Annotated in this window: 13 protein-coding genes and 1 tRNA gene; 5 read left to right on the top strand and 9 right to left on the bottom strand. The window is 39.3% G+C overall.

Translation table 11 applies throughout. The annotated features are described in order from the left end of the window. Positions 1-61 precede the first annotated feature (61 nt). From B155_RS0100870 to B155_RS0100845, 5 genes are all read left to right on the top strand, one after another. The gene (locus B155_RS0100870; RefSeq protein ID WP_169331250.1) at positions 62-1429 is read left to right on the top strand and encodes a COG3014 family protein; all 1368 of its coding nucleotides are present in this window, start codon (positions 62-64) and stop codon (positions 1427-1429) included. A gap of 27 nt (positions 1430-1456) precedes the next feature. Further along, on the top strand, positions 1457-2068 hold the full coding sequence (locus B155_RS0100865) for a penicillin-binding protein activator LpoB (RefSeq protein ID WP_018126339.1): 612 nt from the start codon (positions 1457-1459) through the stop codon (positions 2066-2068). An 86-nt stretch (positions 2069-2154) separates the two neighbouring features. Then, the gene (locus B155_RS0100855) at positions 2155-3558 is read left to right on the top strand and encodes a nicotinate phosphoribosyltransferase (RefSeq protein WP_018126337.1); all 1404 of its coding nucleotides are present in this window, start codon (positions 2155-2157) and stop codon (positions 3556-3558) included. 3 nt (positions 3559-3561) lie between these two features. Next, positions 3562-4191: a bifunctional nicotinamidase/pyrazinamidase gene (gene pncA, locus B155_RS13840; RefSeq protein WP_018126336.1), complete on the top strand. Its 630-nt coding sequence runs from the start codon at positions 3562-3564 to the stop codon at positions 4189-4191. Further along, positions 4191-5288: an NAD(P)/FAD-dependent oxidoreductase gene (locus B155_RS0100845; protein ID WP_018126335.1), complete on the top strand. Its 1098-nt coding sequence runs from the start codon at positions 4191-4193 to the stop codon at positions 5286-5288. Before pncA ends, B155_RS0100845 begins: the two co-directional genes overlap by 1 nt. Here B155_RS0100845 and B155_RS0100840 read toward each other — a convergent pair. The 9 genes from B155_RS0100840 to B155_RS0100800 all read right to left on the bottom strand — a co-directional run bounded on the left by B155_RS0100840 (position 5228) and on the right by B155_RS0100800 (position 14820). Next, positions 5228-5623: a hypothetical protein gene (locus B155_RS0100840; RefSeq protein ID WP_018126334.1), complete on the bottom strand. Its 396-nt coding sequence runs from the start codon at positions 5621-5623 to the stop codon at positions 5228-5230. The two genes, B155_RS0100845 and B155_RS0100840, sit on opposite strands and share 61 nt — an antisense overlap. Before the next feature lie 48 nt (positions 5624-5671). Next, positions 5672-7186 (bottom strand): DUF5723 family protein, encoded by a 1515-nt coding sequence (locus tag B155_RS0100835; protein WP_040368014.1) that lies wholly within the window; start codon positions 7184-7186, stop codon positions 5672-5674. A gap of 11 nt (positions 7187-7197) precedes the next feature. Beyond that, positions 7198-9432: an autotransporter outer membrane beta-barrel domain-containing protein gene (locus B155_RS0100830; RefSeq protein WP_018126332.1), complete on the bottom strand. Its 2235-nt coding sequence runs from the start codon at positions 9430-9432 to the stop codon at positions 7198-7200. A gap of 360 nt (positions 9433-9792) precedes the next feature. Then, positions 9793-9880 (bottom strand) — tRNA-Ser (locus B155_RS0100825). Between the two features lie 60 nt (positions 9881-9940). After that, a complete protein-coding gene (locus B155_RS0100820; RefSeq protein ID WP_157464690.1) occupies positions 9941-10621 on the bottom strand; it encodes an energy transducer TonB in 681 nt (226 codons plus the stop codon). Then, positions 10618-11343 carry a lysophospholipid acyltransferase family protein gene (locus B155_RS0100815; RefSeq protein ID WP_071594789.1) on the bottom strand — a complete coding sequence of 242 codons (726 nt, stop codon included), beginning with the start codon at positions 11341-11343 and terminating at the stop codon, positions 10618-10620. Before B155_RS0100815 ends, B155_RS0100820 begins: the two co-directional genes overlap by 4 nt. After that, positions 11343-12272, bottom strand: coding sequence for an N-acetylmuramic acid 6-phosphate etherase (gene murQ / locus B155_RS0100810; protein ID WP_018126329.1), 930 nt, complete (start codon positions 12270-12272; stop codon positions 11343-11345). Before murQ ends, B155_RS0100815 begins: the two co-directional genes overlap by 1 nt. A 20-nt stretch (positions 12273-12292) precedes the next feature. Next, complete coding sequence (gene accC, locus B155_RS0100805) at positions 12293-13783, bottom strand: acetyl-CoA carboxylase biotin carboxylase subunit (protein ID WP_040368086.1); 1491 nt, start codon at positions 13781-13783, stop codon at positions 12293-12295. 62 nt (positions 13784-13845) lie between these two features. Beyond that, positions 13846-14820 (bottom strand): phytoene/squalene synthase family protein, encoded by a 975-nt coding sequence (locus B155_RS0100800; RefSeq protein WP_018126327.1) that lies wholly within the window; start codon positions 14818-14820, stop codon positions 13846-13848. Positions 14821-14888: the final 68 nt, after the last annotated feature.

The following is a 14888-nucleotide window of genomic DNA, read 5'->3' as shown; positions in this document are numbered from 1 at the left end:
TTAGTCTAAAATTAAAACTCTGCTGAATATACTAAGCAGGCACCAACTTATTGTATCTGATTTGAAAGTCATTGCAAGTTCATATAAAAATTTATCATTGGTCAAGCAAAGCGCCTTTTTCTCACTGCTTCTAGGGGTGTCTATTTTACTAAGTGGTTGCCATTCTTATATGTTAGATCATGCCCAAGATGATTTAAGGAGAAGTTTTGAAGAGGGAAATTATCTCGAAAGTGAAGCGCTGCTGAAGAAGTACAAACAAGATGACATTTACAGAAGCAAAGATCAGGTACTATATAACCTTGAAAGCGGCATTATCTATCATTTTTCAGGCAAATATGATTCTAGCAGCATGTATCTAACCGAAGCTGAGAACTTAATTGACCAGAATTACACAAAAAGCATCAGTAGAGGCGTAGCTAGTTTTTTAGGCAACGATAATAACCTTGTGTATGATGGCGAGCCGTATGAAGATATATACCTAAACAGCTTTAAGGCACTCAATTATATTCAGTTGCAAGATTGGGACGCCGCACTTGTTGAGACGCGCAGAATGGTGTACAAAATGGAGCAACTCGATATCAAGATAAAAGGTATTGCCGAAGCGTTTGCGAAATCAGACTCGAATAAAACCACTGATTGGAGTTCGAAAAAGATAAACATTCAAAACAGTGCTTTAAGCCATTACTTAGCGGCTGTATTGTATGCTAAATCTGGAGACTTTGATGATGCTCGCATTGAAAGTGAAAAATTAAGCATAGCCCTTCAAGAACAGGAATTGCTTTCAGTCTCACGAAGCTCCTCTTCTATTGATCACACAAAGTTAATCTCCCCAAATAATTATAATGTACTACTTGCAGGCTTTACAGGTCGTGCTCCCGTTAAAGTAGAGTCCACCGCACGTATTTTTATTGATGATGACGAAGAGGACAGTGATGATGATTTTTATATCAAGTTCGCATTCCCAAGTATTCAAGTACAACCATCGGAAGTGCAGTTTGTGCGAGCAGTAATAAACGACACCCTAAATATTCATTTAGATTTAGTTGAAGAAATGGATAAAGTTGCTGCAGAAGTATATTCAGCTAAAGAACCAATCATATATGCACGCGCACTTACCCGGGCTCTAGCCAAAGCAACAGGTACTAAATGGGTATCGAATGTGGTTAAGAAAGAAAAAAAGTGGTTAGGAGAACTTATCTCGCTTCTCGGATTTATTGGACAGGAAGTAAGTGAGAAAGCCGATTTAAGAGGATGGCAAACTATGCCGGGCCAAGCTTGGCTACAAGTTATTCAACTGCCTGAAGGTGAACATACAGTACGTATAGAACACCTGAATCATCGAGGACGAGTACTTTATTATGATGAATATATCATAAAGGTATCCCCTACTACTGAACTTGAATTGATCGAATCTATTTACGCGAATTAAGAACTTAACTTTTAAACAAACACCATTATGAAGAAATATATAATACTAAGTTTTATCACTGCTTTTTTAGTGATAGGATGTCGACCCTCACAAAAAATAACTCGCATCGATACGGATACCACTACCGACTTTTCAGGCCGTTGGAACGACACTGATGCTCGATTAGTAGCCGAAGAGATGATTGCAGATGCTTTAAGCAAGCCATGGTTGAATCGATTCAATAGATCGAATCAAAAGCCTCCAGTGGTTATAGTTGGAAGAGTACGCAATGAAAGCATGGAGCATATCGATACAGAGGTATTCACAAAAGAGATGGAACGTGCTTTTGTAAACTCTGGGGAAGTATCGGTAGTAGCAAACTCTGAAGAAAGAGAACAAATTCGAGATGAGCGATTAGATCAACAAAGCAATGCATCGTACGAGAGTACAAAAAAGATGGCTCGCGAACTTGGTGCCGACTTTATGCTTATTGGCAATATAAATTCTATAGTTGATGAAACTGTTGATAACCGTACTCTTGCAGTATTCTATACGGTAAACTTAGAATTCGTGAATGTTGAGACCAATCAAAAGGTTTGGATCGGCAATAAAAAGATCAAGAAGTTGGTTGAACGAAGAAACTATAGAGGTCAACCTTAAGCGATTTATTTCATATTATTTATAGTTTGAAAGGCTTTCATATTCTGAAAGCCTTTTTTTATTTTTTGAGTCAATAAAACTCCTTTATGTTTCATAACTACCCAGCTACCTACACCGATTTATATGAGCTCACTATGGCTCAAGGCTATTTTTTATCGGGACGGCAAAACGACACTGCAGTATTCGATTATTTTTTTAGAAAACTCCCATTTAAAGGCGGTTATGTTGTTTTTGCAGGTATCTCAGATTTTCTAGAAATCCTTGCTGATTACCATTTCCATGAAGCAGAATTGGATTATTTGAAAGAACGCGGGTTTCACGATGCATTCCTTAGTTACCTCAAAGACTTCCGATTCAAAGGAACTATAAGAGCCGCACGTGAAGGCGAAATTATCTTTAATAACACCCCTGCCATCATAGTTGAAGGCAATTTGATTGAAACTCAGATTATAGAAACCCTTCTACTCAATTTGGTGAATTTTGAATCTCTGATTGCTACAAAGTCGGCCAGACTCAAACATGCCGCTGGAGAGCGTACTGTATTAGACTTTGGGTTACGAAGATCGCAAGGCTTTGGTGGCGTTCAAGCTAGTAAAGCCTCGATTATTGGAGGACTTGATGGTACCTCGAATGTTTATGCTGGATTAGCCTATGGTCTTAATATAAGTGGGACCATGGCGCATTCGTGGATTCAATCCTTTGAGGATGAACTCACCGCTTTTAGAACCTATGCGAAGTATTATCCTGAGCTTTGTGTATTACTAGTAGACACATATGATACACTAGAACAAGGCATCCCTAATGCTATCACTATAGCGCAGGAATTAAAAGATCAAGGTTTTGCTCTACAAGCCATTCGATTAGATAGTGGTGATTTAGCCTATCTATCCAAAAAAGCGCGCAAACAACTTGATGAAGCTGGTTTTCCAGATGTTAAAATTGCAGTTTCGAATCAGTTAGATGAGCATTTAATCAAAAGTTTACTTGATCAAAAAGCCCCTATTGATATTTTTGGTGTAGGCACAAAATTGGTCACAGCCTATGATAACCCTGCTTTAGATGGGGTTTATAAGTTGGCTAGTATAAATGGCAATCCGACGCTTAAAATCTCAGAGAATATTGAAAAAATAACGCTTCCAGGATCAAAAAAGGTTATGCGTTATTTTAACAAAGATGGTTCTATTTACGCAGATGGTATCATGTTGAAAGACGAAGAGTTGCCAACACATATTGAACATCCTTATTTCCCAACCAAGCGAACCAAGGTTCAAGACTATGTAGCCCAAGAACTTTTACAGAAAGTGGTAGATAAAGGTACTATACTTGTAAAACCTAATACGGCGGTACAAAGTGCTACTTATTTTAAGCAACAGTATCAGAAATTAGATCCAGAGTACAAACGATTCGATAATCCCCATGTATATAAAGTTGGAGTATCGAATGCATTAAAAACATTAAGAGACAAACTTATCACGTCAAACAAAAGATAAAATATGTATGCTCTTATTATTATAGATGTTCAAAATGATTTTTGCCCTGGAGGTGAACTAGCTGTTCCATACGGCGACACTATAATTCCCGTAATAAATAAGCTAACACCAAAGTTTAAGTACATAGTCCAAACTCAAGATTGGCACCCTATCACGCATAAAAGTTTTGCGTCCAATCATGAGAATAGAAACCCATTTAACTCTATTGAAACCTTTTACGGGCAGCAGATACTGTGGCCTAATCATTGTGTAATGGGAAGTCGAGGCGCTGAATTTCATCCTAAACTAGACACTATTCGCACTAAATTAGTTATTCGCAAAGGATTCAGACCCGACATTGATTCGTATTCTGCTTTTTATGAAAACGATAAAAAAACATCTACCGGCTTAACGGGATATTTAAGATCGGTTGGGGTTGAAACTGTTTTTGTTTGTGGACTCGCTACCGACTTTTGTGTGAAATGGACCGTACTTGATGCCATTAAAGAAGACTTTTTTACTTTTGTTATAAATGATGCCATTAGAGGAATTGATATCAATCAATCAGTTAATGAAGCTATTAAAGAAATGGTTGATGCAGGCGCTTCCTTTATTGATTCTGATGATATTGTAAGCAATATGACCACTTATTAATGACTGTTGATTATTGCATTTTAGGAGCCGGACTTGCTGGGTTGTCTTTAGCTAAAAACCTCTCTGATTTATCTCAAAAATCTATACTTATTCTAGATCCTAACGACGTAGCTGCAGGTGCATCGGGAACGCCTATGGGGTTAATTAACCCTGCTACAGGACGATTTGCTCATAAAACATGGAGAGCTGAAGAAGCCGTTGATCTAGCCGTTAAAAATTTAGAAGTAGCTCAGTCCTTTTCTGAGACCTCTTTTTTCAAAAAAACCGGGGTGATTCGTCCAGCAATGGACCAAAAAATTGCCCGGAGAATGCAGGAAAATTTCGTGAAAGACGGTTGGCCTGATAACTGGTGTAGCTGGCTAAATGAAGCTGAAATAAAGGACCAGTTCCCCGATTTAAGTTGTACTGAGGGAGCTGTATATGTTCACGAAGCCTACACGGTATGCATTCCAGATTATTTAATGAGTTTAAAGGATTATTTAACCCACCGAAATCTACAGTTTAAGTTAGGTACTGATTACACCTTAAGTGTACCTACTAGCAAAGAAGGTACTTGGACTATCACCTGTTCCGATGGTTCAGAAATTAAAGCTTCCTGTGTTATTGTAACTGCAGGTATAGAAAGTACATCCCTAGATGTATGGAATGAATTACCTTTACACCCCGTTAAAGGTCAAGTTGCTGAATTGAAGTGTACATCCCCTTTTCCATATCAATCGGCAGTATCAGCTCTTGGCTATTTTGCATCCTTAGATACGAATAGCATGGTTGCAGGCAGTACCTATGAGCATAACTTTGATCATACTGAAACGGATGAACAAGGACTTGCTTATATACTTGGAAGAATGAAAAGAGTAATGCCAGAGTATATGGATCAGATAGTACTTGAGAAACAATGGGCAGGTGTTCGAGCCTCCACTCCAGATCGGATGCCAATTGTAGGGGCACATCCTAAATATCGTAATTTATTCGTATTAACTGGGCTGGGTTCAAAAGGATTGCTTTATAGCGGACTTTTGGGATATGATCTAGCTCGTCATATTGTTTCTGGAGCTCCACTATCGGAAGAGGTGTCCGTTACTCGTTTTCTAGAATAATCATCCGCTATTTTAAGCTCACCACTATCCGTTACAATGTAGTGGCTTTGATAATCTTGCTTGTTCAATAACTGAAGCTTATTGATAATGTACTTTATCTTCTTTCGACTACCTTTTTTTGAGCTAATTAACTGAAGTACTCTTAACCAAGCATTCTGTTCATCATAGGCTTCGCCATTCCAGTAAAAGTAGAATAAGTGATCTAGTTCTTCTTTATAGGTGATCGTACTAAATTTTTTCGCAAGTGCAGCCATAGTGTAGCTTAATGGTAGCGCAATGATTAATCCTACGATCTCATAAATAGCAAAGCTCATTATCTCATGATTTAATTTCATGAAATAACGAGCTTTGAAAAAATTTAATTCAGTATATGAATTAATGAATTAGAAGCGGAGAACTAAGCCACTCCAAGCAGCTGCTACTGAACCACCATTTTCTGTATTGTTTCCAACAAAGGAACCTGCTACAGAGAATTCAAGGAAATTCAGATCAATTCCAATACCAGCTGAATATGCCTGTGAAGAGTAACCACCCACTCTAGTACCACCGCGAATAGGAATAAATCCTAATAGTCGGTACTCAACTCCTAAGTTCATTGAGCTTCTTTTAGAGTTATTTCCTTTTTCATTAAAACCAACGCCATAATCTAAGGTTGTAGTAAGTTTACCCATCACTAATGAGGCACCAAAGTTATACATAGCTGGTAATTCGTATTCATAACCAGTAGTCTCTTCAGAATCGAAGTCACCATATACATCATTCATCAAACTATCCGCTAGTTCTTCGAAGTAATCGCCTGGCTCATCATCATTTCCTGCACCTGAGTAATCAAATTGACCATCAGCGAAAATAGACACTGGAGTTTTATCGAATGTCATTGAACCTAAATCAGTTAATGACATTGATACACGAAGTGTTTTCTTCTTACCGAAGAAACTATCAATGATTGGCACACCTGAAATATCCATTTCAAGGGTAGCACCCATATCAAAGCCCCAACCAGTTGCATTAACATCCGCATACTCGCTTTCGCTAACTAAGTAATCATCTAGTTTAGCATCTTCATCTTGCTCGTTTGCACGCTCGAAAGCACGAAGATCTTGAGCAAGTGCGCCCACTGCATCTAAACGATAATTGAAGTTTTGCAGAATGCGAGTAGTTACCTGCTCACCATTCACAGTGCTTTGTTCCATCAATAAATCAGAATTGAAATCTAGATTCATGTACTGAACACCAATAAGGTATTTAGGAGCGATACCAGCGTATAACTTTACATTTTTAGCGAATAGTAAATTAGGTAACGACAAAATTTGACGTGCATACCCAACTGATACTTCTGTAAAGGCGATAGTGCCTAAATCGAAGTTAACAGGTGTTCTTGAACCGAATTTATCGGGGTCGATACCATATACACCCAATTCAGCTAAGCCACGGTTAACCGTCATTTTTTCGGTCACTCTAACTCGAGTTGCAACACTAATCGCTGATTTCTTCCCTCTATTTGAGAAACCAAATGGGATGATATTAGCGGTTGTTGAAAAGTCTCTAGTGTTTTCCACATCTGCGCCAAACCAATCGGTAAGCATATCTTCAGCAACTTGGCCTTCGATAGTTAAGCCTTTGGTTAGATACTCGTTGTATACATCGATATTAATCAATGTACCACCGGCTCTAAGGCCTATACCGCCTAGAATTCCAACATTACGCTTTGGGCGTTTTCTAGTAGGGTTAATCATAAGGTTAGCTGGGTTGATGAAGTTAGCGTGGTAACCATCAACGATAGCTGTTCCACCTCCACCCATGCCTAAACTCATGGAGTTGTAATGTCTAGATTGACTGAATACCTCAGCAGAGGTAAACAGCAAAGCAAAAATCGTAAGTACTAATAATTTCTTCATTCTATTTACCTCTATTTAACTTCAGTTTCGAGTTTAGCACGAATCGAAAGACTTAACGTAATCGAATCGGTAGCTCTAATTTTAACAGACTCATTATTTGTGGTTTGCATACTTGCTGAAAGCTCCACAAAAGCGATGTTTGAAATTTGAGACAACTGATCTTCATTGAAGTTAATCACGATAGCGTCTTCTGTTCCTCCAGTGCTAAATCTTGTACCTGCATCAATTGGTGATGCCGTCATAGAAATTTGATCACCAGCATTAGGTAGCGTAAACACTTGGTTATAATTCTCATCCATGAAAATTAAGTCGATGTCTACACCAAGAGGTAAATCGTTTGTATAGGTCAAGAATATGCGACCTTCCGTTAACGTTTGCTCTTCATCTAGGCCAAGATCCATATCCAACGTATCCGTTACTGAAGCAGGGCTATTCACATCCGTGCTAAATGCCAATGGCAGATCTACAACGATACTAGGATCGAAGTTTAATGGAGCAGAAATCATCCCTTCCGCCTCACTTTCATTTACGATAGCACGTCCCACAAACCTGATTTCACTTGGTAAATTATTCAGGAAATCATCTACGTTAGTAGTAGTGGTGTTAAAAGTAATTTGATCGTTGATCGGATTACCGTCAGGTGAAGTACTGATGTTGAACTTGATTAGGTTACTTGCATCAAGTTGTACACCGTTGGCATATAAACCATCAATAGGATCCGTTCCTGTAACTTCATATGGACTTCCGGCTTCTCCACTTAAGTACACTTCATTTCCTTCAGAATCGACCCCAACTAGCACACCATACACCGTTGTTTCAATACCGATATTGGTAGAGTAAGTGATATTAATTACCGGATTTGAAAATTGTAATCCATCTACTTGCTCAGATAACTCATCTAAGCCGTCGATTGTAGTTAACTCAGCTTCATTATCGTTGAATGCATCAAGAATTTCCGAAGCGCCGTCATTTGAAAGGTCGTTATCCCCTAGTAAAACATTTTGTTGTTTTACAATACCTAGTGCACTGCTTAGGTTTAGGCTTGAAATCTCAACGGTTGCTCCAATGGCATCCGTTTCAGCAATAGTTACTGCACCTGCGCCCGGTCCTGTTTGAGTATTCTCGGTAGCAGCTACAATGTTATACTCAACTTCGTTATTGAGTGCATAAATTCTATAGCCTGTTAAATCAACATTGATGTTACTTCCTATAGTGTTTGCTGGAAGTGCTGGCAATGTTACCACTAATGAATCTTCAGCGCCGAAATCATCATTTCTAATACCCGGGAATGAAATAGTAGCTGACTCAATACCAATACCCATGTTGTTTGCAAGGTTGGTAATAGAAATCGTACCACCACTTAATTCTGCATAATGAGAAGCATCGGTGAATTCAAACTCACTCGTACTAAATGTTGAAGTGTTAGAAGTACTAAAATCTTGTGGCTCTAAGTTGGCAGTTACAGAAGAGGCAAAAAGATTTGTACCGTTTGCTGAATTAATAATTAAATCGCCAGAAGTTGCTGGATATGTAAAAGCATCCCAAGCAATTACTACATCAACAGATAGGTCGCTTAAGGCATCACCATCACTAAAAGCAATAGATCCCGTTTCAGTGGCACCATTCGTTAAGTTATTGAAAGTAGCCGTGCTACCTACTTGAACTCCACTAGCCAATAGTGTTAAGGTCATCGTTGAGATATCGAAGCCAAGCTCATTGGTTACTGTGATATCCAATTGACCACTTTTGATAGTTGCGCTAACAAAGTAATCGGTGTTATTCCCGATTGGGATATTCACCGGCTGAGCAGAGTTATCACCAGCTGGAATTGGTGTACCCGCAGGAGGCTCTGACGCACCTGAAATAGTTGCGAAATTCGTTGAACCAAGGTCTCCTCCGCCTGATGAAAAACTACCCAATTCAATTTCACCAACAGCGGATGAAAATGAAGTTGTAGAACCATCGATTTCAGGAATGGCATCGTTCAGATCGCCAAAATCAAAATCTTCTTCCGTTGAAATTGTAATGAGGCCATCTCCACCTACAGTAAACAATGAATCCATGTCTTCTGCTGTAGTGTCGATGAGTGCACCTGTACTATCGCCTAAGAAAACATAGGTCTTATTATTTAGTATAGGGGCTTCTATAGTGTGTGATGTGGTAAAGTTTGGCTCGTTAGGTACATTACATGCTGTAATGATAAGTGTAGCCACAATGAGACAAACCTTAAGCTTATTTCTAGTCATCTGTTGCCGTTTTGTTGATAATTGTGAAATGGGTAATAATTCTTAAAAAAGTATACGTCTTTCTATCGGTAGGAACATTAAAAAACTGGTTTGAAAATTAAACGCCCATTTAGGTAGTATTCCTAAAAGACCTATAAGTTTTCGGCCAATACAATTAATTATAAAGTATCATCAGTACCGTTTTTGGTAAAACTGTACGTCACTCCATTTTGATAAGATCCCTAATCCTAGCTCTCTATCTGTTTCATTCTGAAACAGTGCACCACTCCAACATAAATCCCTTTTCTATTGGAGTTTTCATTCTGTAAAGGCAACCTATAATGAACTCATTATAAACTCACCAATACTCCATTAAATATGCGGAGAGGGAGGGATTCGAACCCTCGGTACCCTTGTGAGGCACACACGCTTTCCAGGCGAGCCCGTTCGACCGCTCCGGCACCTCTCCGTTTTTGTCAGCAAAATAGATTGGCAATAATAGAGCTATTATTGCCCGATTTCAATACAATTAAAAGCCAAACGAAAATACCTGAACGCTATAAGTCTTAACAGGCTTGCCATTATTCATTCCAGGCCTAAACTGCCACTTCTGAGCCGCCTTCAAAGTAGTTTCCATAATATTGTACCCGATACTTTCTACATTGGTGAACCGATCCCCATTTTTATCATACTGGCGAATATTGGATATAAAGAAATCCTCTACATTCCCATCTACATTTACAAGGAAGGTCACAAATACTTCAGCTTTAATTCCTGCAGCACGGGCACTTTCTGGCGTCGATGGTTCTATGATTCGAACTGGTACAGGCGCACGTTGGGGGCTTCCTACTATTTCGTCTGAATTCCCCGTTTGTCCAACGTCGCCCTCTCCTATTGTTTCGAGGTTCAATGAGCTTTCGAAGTCTAGAAACTCTAGTTCATCATCAATTACTTCATCCGTTGGCACAGGAATGGGTATCTGAGGTTTTGGAGGACTAGCTGGCGTATTTTCGTGTCGAGTAGCGATAGTTTGTTCTAAAAAAATCTCTTGATCTTGAATCTCATAAGATGAGATTGGACTATCTAATTCCATGGCGGGCCAGAACTTAAATACACCAATTAAAATGAGCTGAGAGAGTATAATACAACTCATCATCTTATGGCGATAATGAAGTTGTTTGTACAGCTTATTTAAATTAATTGATTTCAAGAAGTTCGTATTCGTTGCAATTCCTCGTCTATTAACTGATATGCATGGTCTTTTAATGTGTTGAGATCCTCAAAATTTTTAGTCTCGATTGGATCTAATACTGAAACCGTAAAATTAACCTTTGGGTTTAGCACTTTAGCCCCAGACTTCATGGCATGATATCCTCCATCTATAACCATAGGTTGAAGGCGGAAACCATACTCCATAGCTAATAGGAACGCACCATTTTTAAAGCGTTTGAGTTCTCCGTCCAAAGAGCGTGTGCCTTCTGGGAAAATCATAACAGGCACATTATCGCGCAGTGGTTGAACTAGATTACCTAAACGTTTAATGGCTGATTTACTTTTACGATTAATGGTTAAGTGCCCTGTGAGCCATACCAACCAACCCATCACTGGAATCAAAGCTAGGCTTCTTTTGGATACCCATTTCATTTGCCATGGTAATTGATAGGCTAATGCCATATCTAAAAAACTTTGATGATTGGCGATGAATATCGTAGGAACTTCAGGGTCATATTTTTCTTCCCCATGAATACTGACTTTCCAACCGGGGCTGGCTTGTAGTAAAAACCAAGCTAACCATGAAAGTACTTTATTGGGGACTTTTCGATATTTATCGAATGGAAAGGTAAACACCCATACGGTGGCTATGAGTATGAAAAAGACCAAAAACAATACACAGTAATACAACCATACAAATAGACTAAATATCGCTCTCATTAGTTTTTCAATTCCTCAATCGCTTTTCTTATAAATCCTTGATGCTTTTTTAATAGTGTTTGTGCTTCTTGGGCACTGGTTTTACCAAGCGACATAACCAATGCTACTTTTACATGATTCCCTGAAGCCGCTAACACTTCAGAAGCTTCATCATAATTCAATTCTGTGAACATCATAATGATACGCTTTGCACGCTCTACCAACTTTTTGTTGGATAGCTGAAGATCAACCATCACGTTTTCATACACTTTACCCTGCCGAACCATAGCGCCCGTTGTAAGCATATTAAGAACCATCTTTTGAGCGGTACCACTTTTCATTCTTGTGCTACCCATTATGACCTCTGGCCCAACAGGAACATCAATGATGATATCCGCTTCAACATTAAGCTGTTCTTTTGGAACCGTAGTAATAAAAACGGTTTTACATCCTCGCTTGCTAGCTTCTTTAATGGCTCCAATTACATAAGGGGTTCTACCACTGGCCGCTATTCCACATACGATGTCGGGAGGAGTTACATGGGCTTTATGTAATTCCTCTTGCCCAAACTCTTCACTGTCTTCAGCTCCTTCTTGGGCTGCATACATGGCTTCCTTCCCTCCTGCGATGAAACCTTGCACTTGCTCGGGATTTGATCCAAAGGTAGGCGGGCATTCTGAGGCATCAACAACTCCTAAACGTCCACTAGTGCCGGCACCTAAGTACAACAACCTTCCGCCAAGTTGAAATGATTCGCTAATGAGCTCTATAGCTTCAGCGATTTCATCTAAGCGTAGAGCAACCAAATCAGCAACCTTCTTATCCTCCTGATTTATAATTTCGGCAATGCGTTTTGCATCGGCTAAATCGATATCAGTGCTATTAGGATTACGTTGTTCGGTTGCTAATTTTTTTAGCTGATCGAATAAATCTTGTTCGGGAGTATTCACGGCTCGAGGTCCGTTAAAAGTTATCTACGTTGTCTCCACCACTCCGACTCAGCATTTACTGAACCATTGAGTACTTTTGGCTTTGAATCCGACTCTTGTTGTTTTCTCAATAATACAGCGGCAAGTGCAACCACATTATCTTCTGTTTTTGGTGCTAATGTTTCTTCCGTAAAATGATCTTTTACGAAATGAGTGTCATACTTAGCTTCAACAAAAGCGGGGTGCTTTAAGGTGTATTCACAGAATGGAATAGTCGTTCTACAACCTGCAATCTCATATTCTTCTAAAGCACGAAGCATTTTATGAATAGCAGCTTTTCGATCTTTGCCATGCACAGTAAGTTTAGAAATCATGGGATCGTAGTTGATCGTTACTTCTTGACCTTCTTCTACCCCACTGTCTACACGGATGCCATCACCTGTTGGCACTCTGTGTTTGTGAAGCATACCTGTACTTGGTAAGAAGTTATTAGCCGGATCTTCTGCATAGATTCGACACTCAATGGAATGTCCATTTATAGCAAGGTCCTCTTGAGTGAAAGGAAGTTCTTTACCTTCGGCCACTAATATTTGAGTAGCTACTAAATCCACTCCAGAAATCATTTCGGTTACCGGGTGCTCTACCTGTAAACGGGTGTTCATTTCAAGGAAGTAGAAATCAAGGTGCTTATCTACTAGAAACTCTATAGTACCTGCGCCAACATAATCACATCCTTTTGCGGCTTTAATAGCTGCTTCAGCCATTTTTTCACGCAACTCAGGAGTTAAGAGTGGGCAAGGTGCTTCTTCAATCACTTTTTGGTGGCGACGTTGTACTGAACACTCTCTATCAAAAACATGAACTACATTGCCATGCGTATCTGCCATAATCTGAAACTCAACATGGCGTGGCTCTTCGAGGTATTTCTCTATATAAATACGATCGTCTCCAAATGCGTTCTTCGCTTCCGATTTAGCCGCTTTGATACTGCTTTCAAATTCATCTTTCTTATGAACGATACGCATCCCTTTACCACCACCACCTGCAGCAGCCTTTACTAGTATAGGGTAACCAATTTCATCAGCCACACGAGAAGCTTCTTCAATATCTTTCAATTCAGATTTCAGCCCTGGAGGGGTTGGTATTCCTAACTGAGTTACCAACTCACGTGCAGCGGTTTTGTCGCCCATTACCGTAATTGCGTGAGGCTTTGGGCCAATAAAGATAATGCCTTCTTTTTCACAACGCTCCGCAAAAGATGCATTCTCACTTAGGAACCCGTATCCCGGATGTACCGCATCGGCTCCAGTTTGCTTTACGGCATCTATAATCTTGTCGATTACTAAATAACTTTCTGAGGAAGCTGCCTCACCGATAAACACAGATTCATCGGCATGAAGAACATGGGGAGATGCCGCATCTGGGCGTGAGTAAACAGCTACCGTTTTGATACCTAGCTCTTTACATGAATGAATAACTCTAAGGGCAATTTCGCCACGATTGGCGACTAAAACTTTCTTTATTTCTGGCATAGTTAAGCTAATTTCAATTTGGAGCAATAATACTGCTTTAAAGTATGATTCTCCAAGCCGATTTAGCTTGCTTTCTGTAAATCCAGAAATACTTGGGGAAGAATTGAGAGTTTCTCGCTTTGGTTCAGGTAAGCACGTTGTGAATACACATCGTAATTGTTCTCTTCAATCTTTTCAAGAATACGGCTGTAGTTACGATGGGCTAAGTATACTGGCAGTCTACTATCCTTATTTAGCTTCTGAATGCCTTGAAAAGCGGAGTCGTAATAACTCTTCGCACGTTCAATTTGAAACTTCATCATCGACTTAAATGAATCGTCGTTCACTTTGTTGATGATCATCGCTTCAGTAACATTGAACTCGACGAGCTCATCTTGTGCCAAATAAATGCGATCTCGGCTGAGGTCTTCGCCAATATCTCTAAGGATATTTGTTAACTGCATAGCTATTCCTAAATCCACGGCTTGATCTAAAGCATCTTTTGTTGAATAGCCAAATATTTCACTTGTCATAAGTCCAACTACAGATGCTACTCTAAAACTGTAGTCGTACACTTCCTGAAAAGTTTGAAATCTATTTTTTGTTAGATCTTGTCGGACCCCTTCAACCAAAAGCATTGGATACTCTATTGGAATCTGATAGGAATTAATGGTATCCGCTAATGCTATGAGAATTGGATGATCTACATGAATGCCTTTGTATATTTTTTTCAAATCGGCAACAAATAAATCTAGACGTTCTTGAATTTGTGCCTCGCTTAACGAATCACCATATATCAAATCTTCAGCGTCATCTACCAAGTTATCTAGGTATCTACACATTCCATAAATGGCAAAAACCCCACGTTGCTTCTCGTTGGGTAAAAAACGCGTGGCCATATAAAAGGTTTTTGCATGAAATTTCGTAATAGCTCTGCAATGGCTATATGCATGACGCAATTCTTCATCACGAATGTCCTCAATTACCGAACGGTGGAATGAGGTCTTTTCATAGAAAGGGCGAATTAAGGAAAATGGGAGGTTCATTAAGTTTGTCATAGATATGAGCTAAAATCACAAACCAAGTGTTAAAAGTTCCCGATTGCATTTGAAAATTTTATCAACAG

The organism is Balneola vulgaris DSM 17893 (assembly GCF_000375465.1).
GTDB classification, from domain to species: Bacteria; Bacteroidota; Rhodothermia; order Balneolales; family Balneolaceae; genus Balneola; species Balneola vulgaris.
Note: the sequence above shows the minus strand (reverse complement) of the source record. Positions and strands in the feature narration are given on the sequence as shown.

Excerpts from the sequence above, each read along its gene's own strand:
- B155_RS0100865 (WP_018126339.1), top strand. The coding sequence starts at position 1,457 with ATGAAGAAATATATAATACTAAGTTTTATCACTGCTTTTTTAGTGATA.
- B155_RS0100855 (WP_018126337.1), top strand. The coding sequence starts at position 2,155 with ATGTTTCATAACTACCCAGCTACCTACACCGATTTATATGAGCTCACT.
- pncA (WP_018126336.1), top strand. The coding sequence starts at position 3,562 with ATGTATGCTCTTATTATTATAGATGTTCAAAATGATTTTTGCCCTGGA.
- B155_RS0100845 (WP_018126335.1), top strand. The coding sequence starts at position 4,191 with ATGACTGTTGATTATTGCATTTTAGGAGCCGGACTTGCTGGGTTGTCT.
- B155_RS0100840 (WP_018126334.1), bottom strand. The coding sequence starts at position 5,623 with ATGAAATTAAATCATGAGATAATGAGCTTTGCTATTTATGAGATCGTA.
- B155_RS0100835 (WP_040368014.1), bottom strand. The coding sequence starts at position 7,186 with ATGAAGAAATTATTAGTACTTACGATTTTTGCTTTGCTGTTTACCTCT.
- B155_RS0100830 (WP_018126332.1), bottom strand. The coding sequence starts at position 9,432 with ATGACTAGAAATAAGCTTAAGGTTTGTCTCATTGTGGCTACACTTATC.
- B155_RS0100815 (WP_071594789.1), bottom strand. The coding sequence starts at position 11,343 with ATGAGAGCGATATTTAGTCTATTTGTATGGTTGTATTACTGTGTATTG.
- accC (WP_040368086.1), bottom strand. The coding sequence starts at position 13,783 with ATGCCAGAAATAAAGAAAGTTTTAGTCGCCAATCGTGGCGAAATTGCC.
- B155_RS0100800 (WP_018126327.1), bottom strand. The coding sequence starts at position 14,820 with ATGACAAACTTAATGAACCTCCCATTTTCCTTAATTCGCCCTTTCTAT.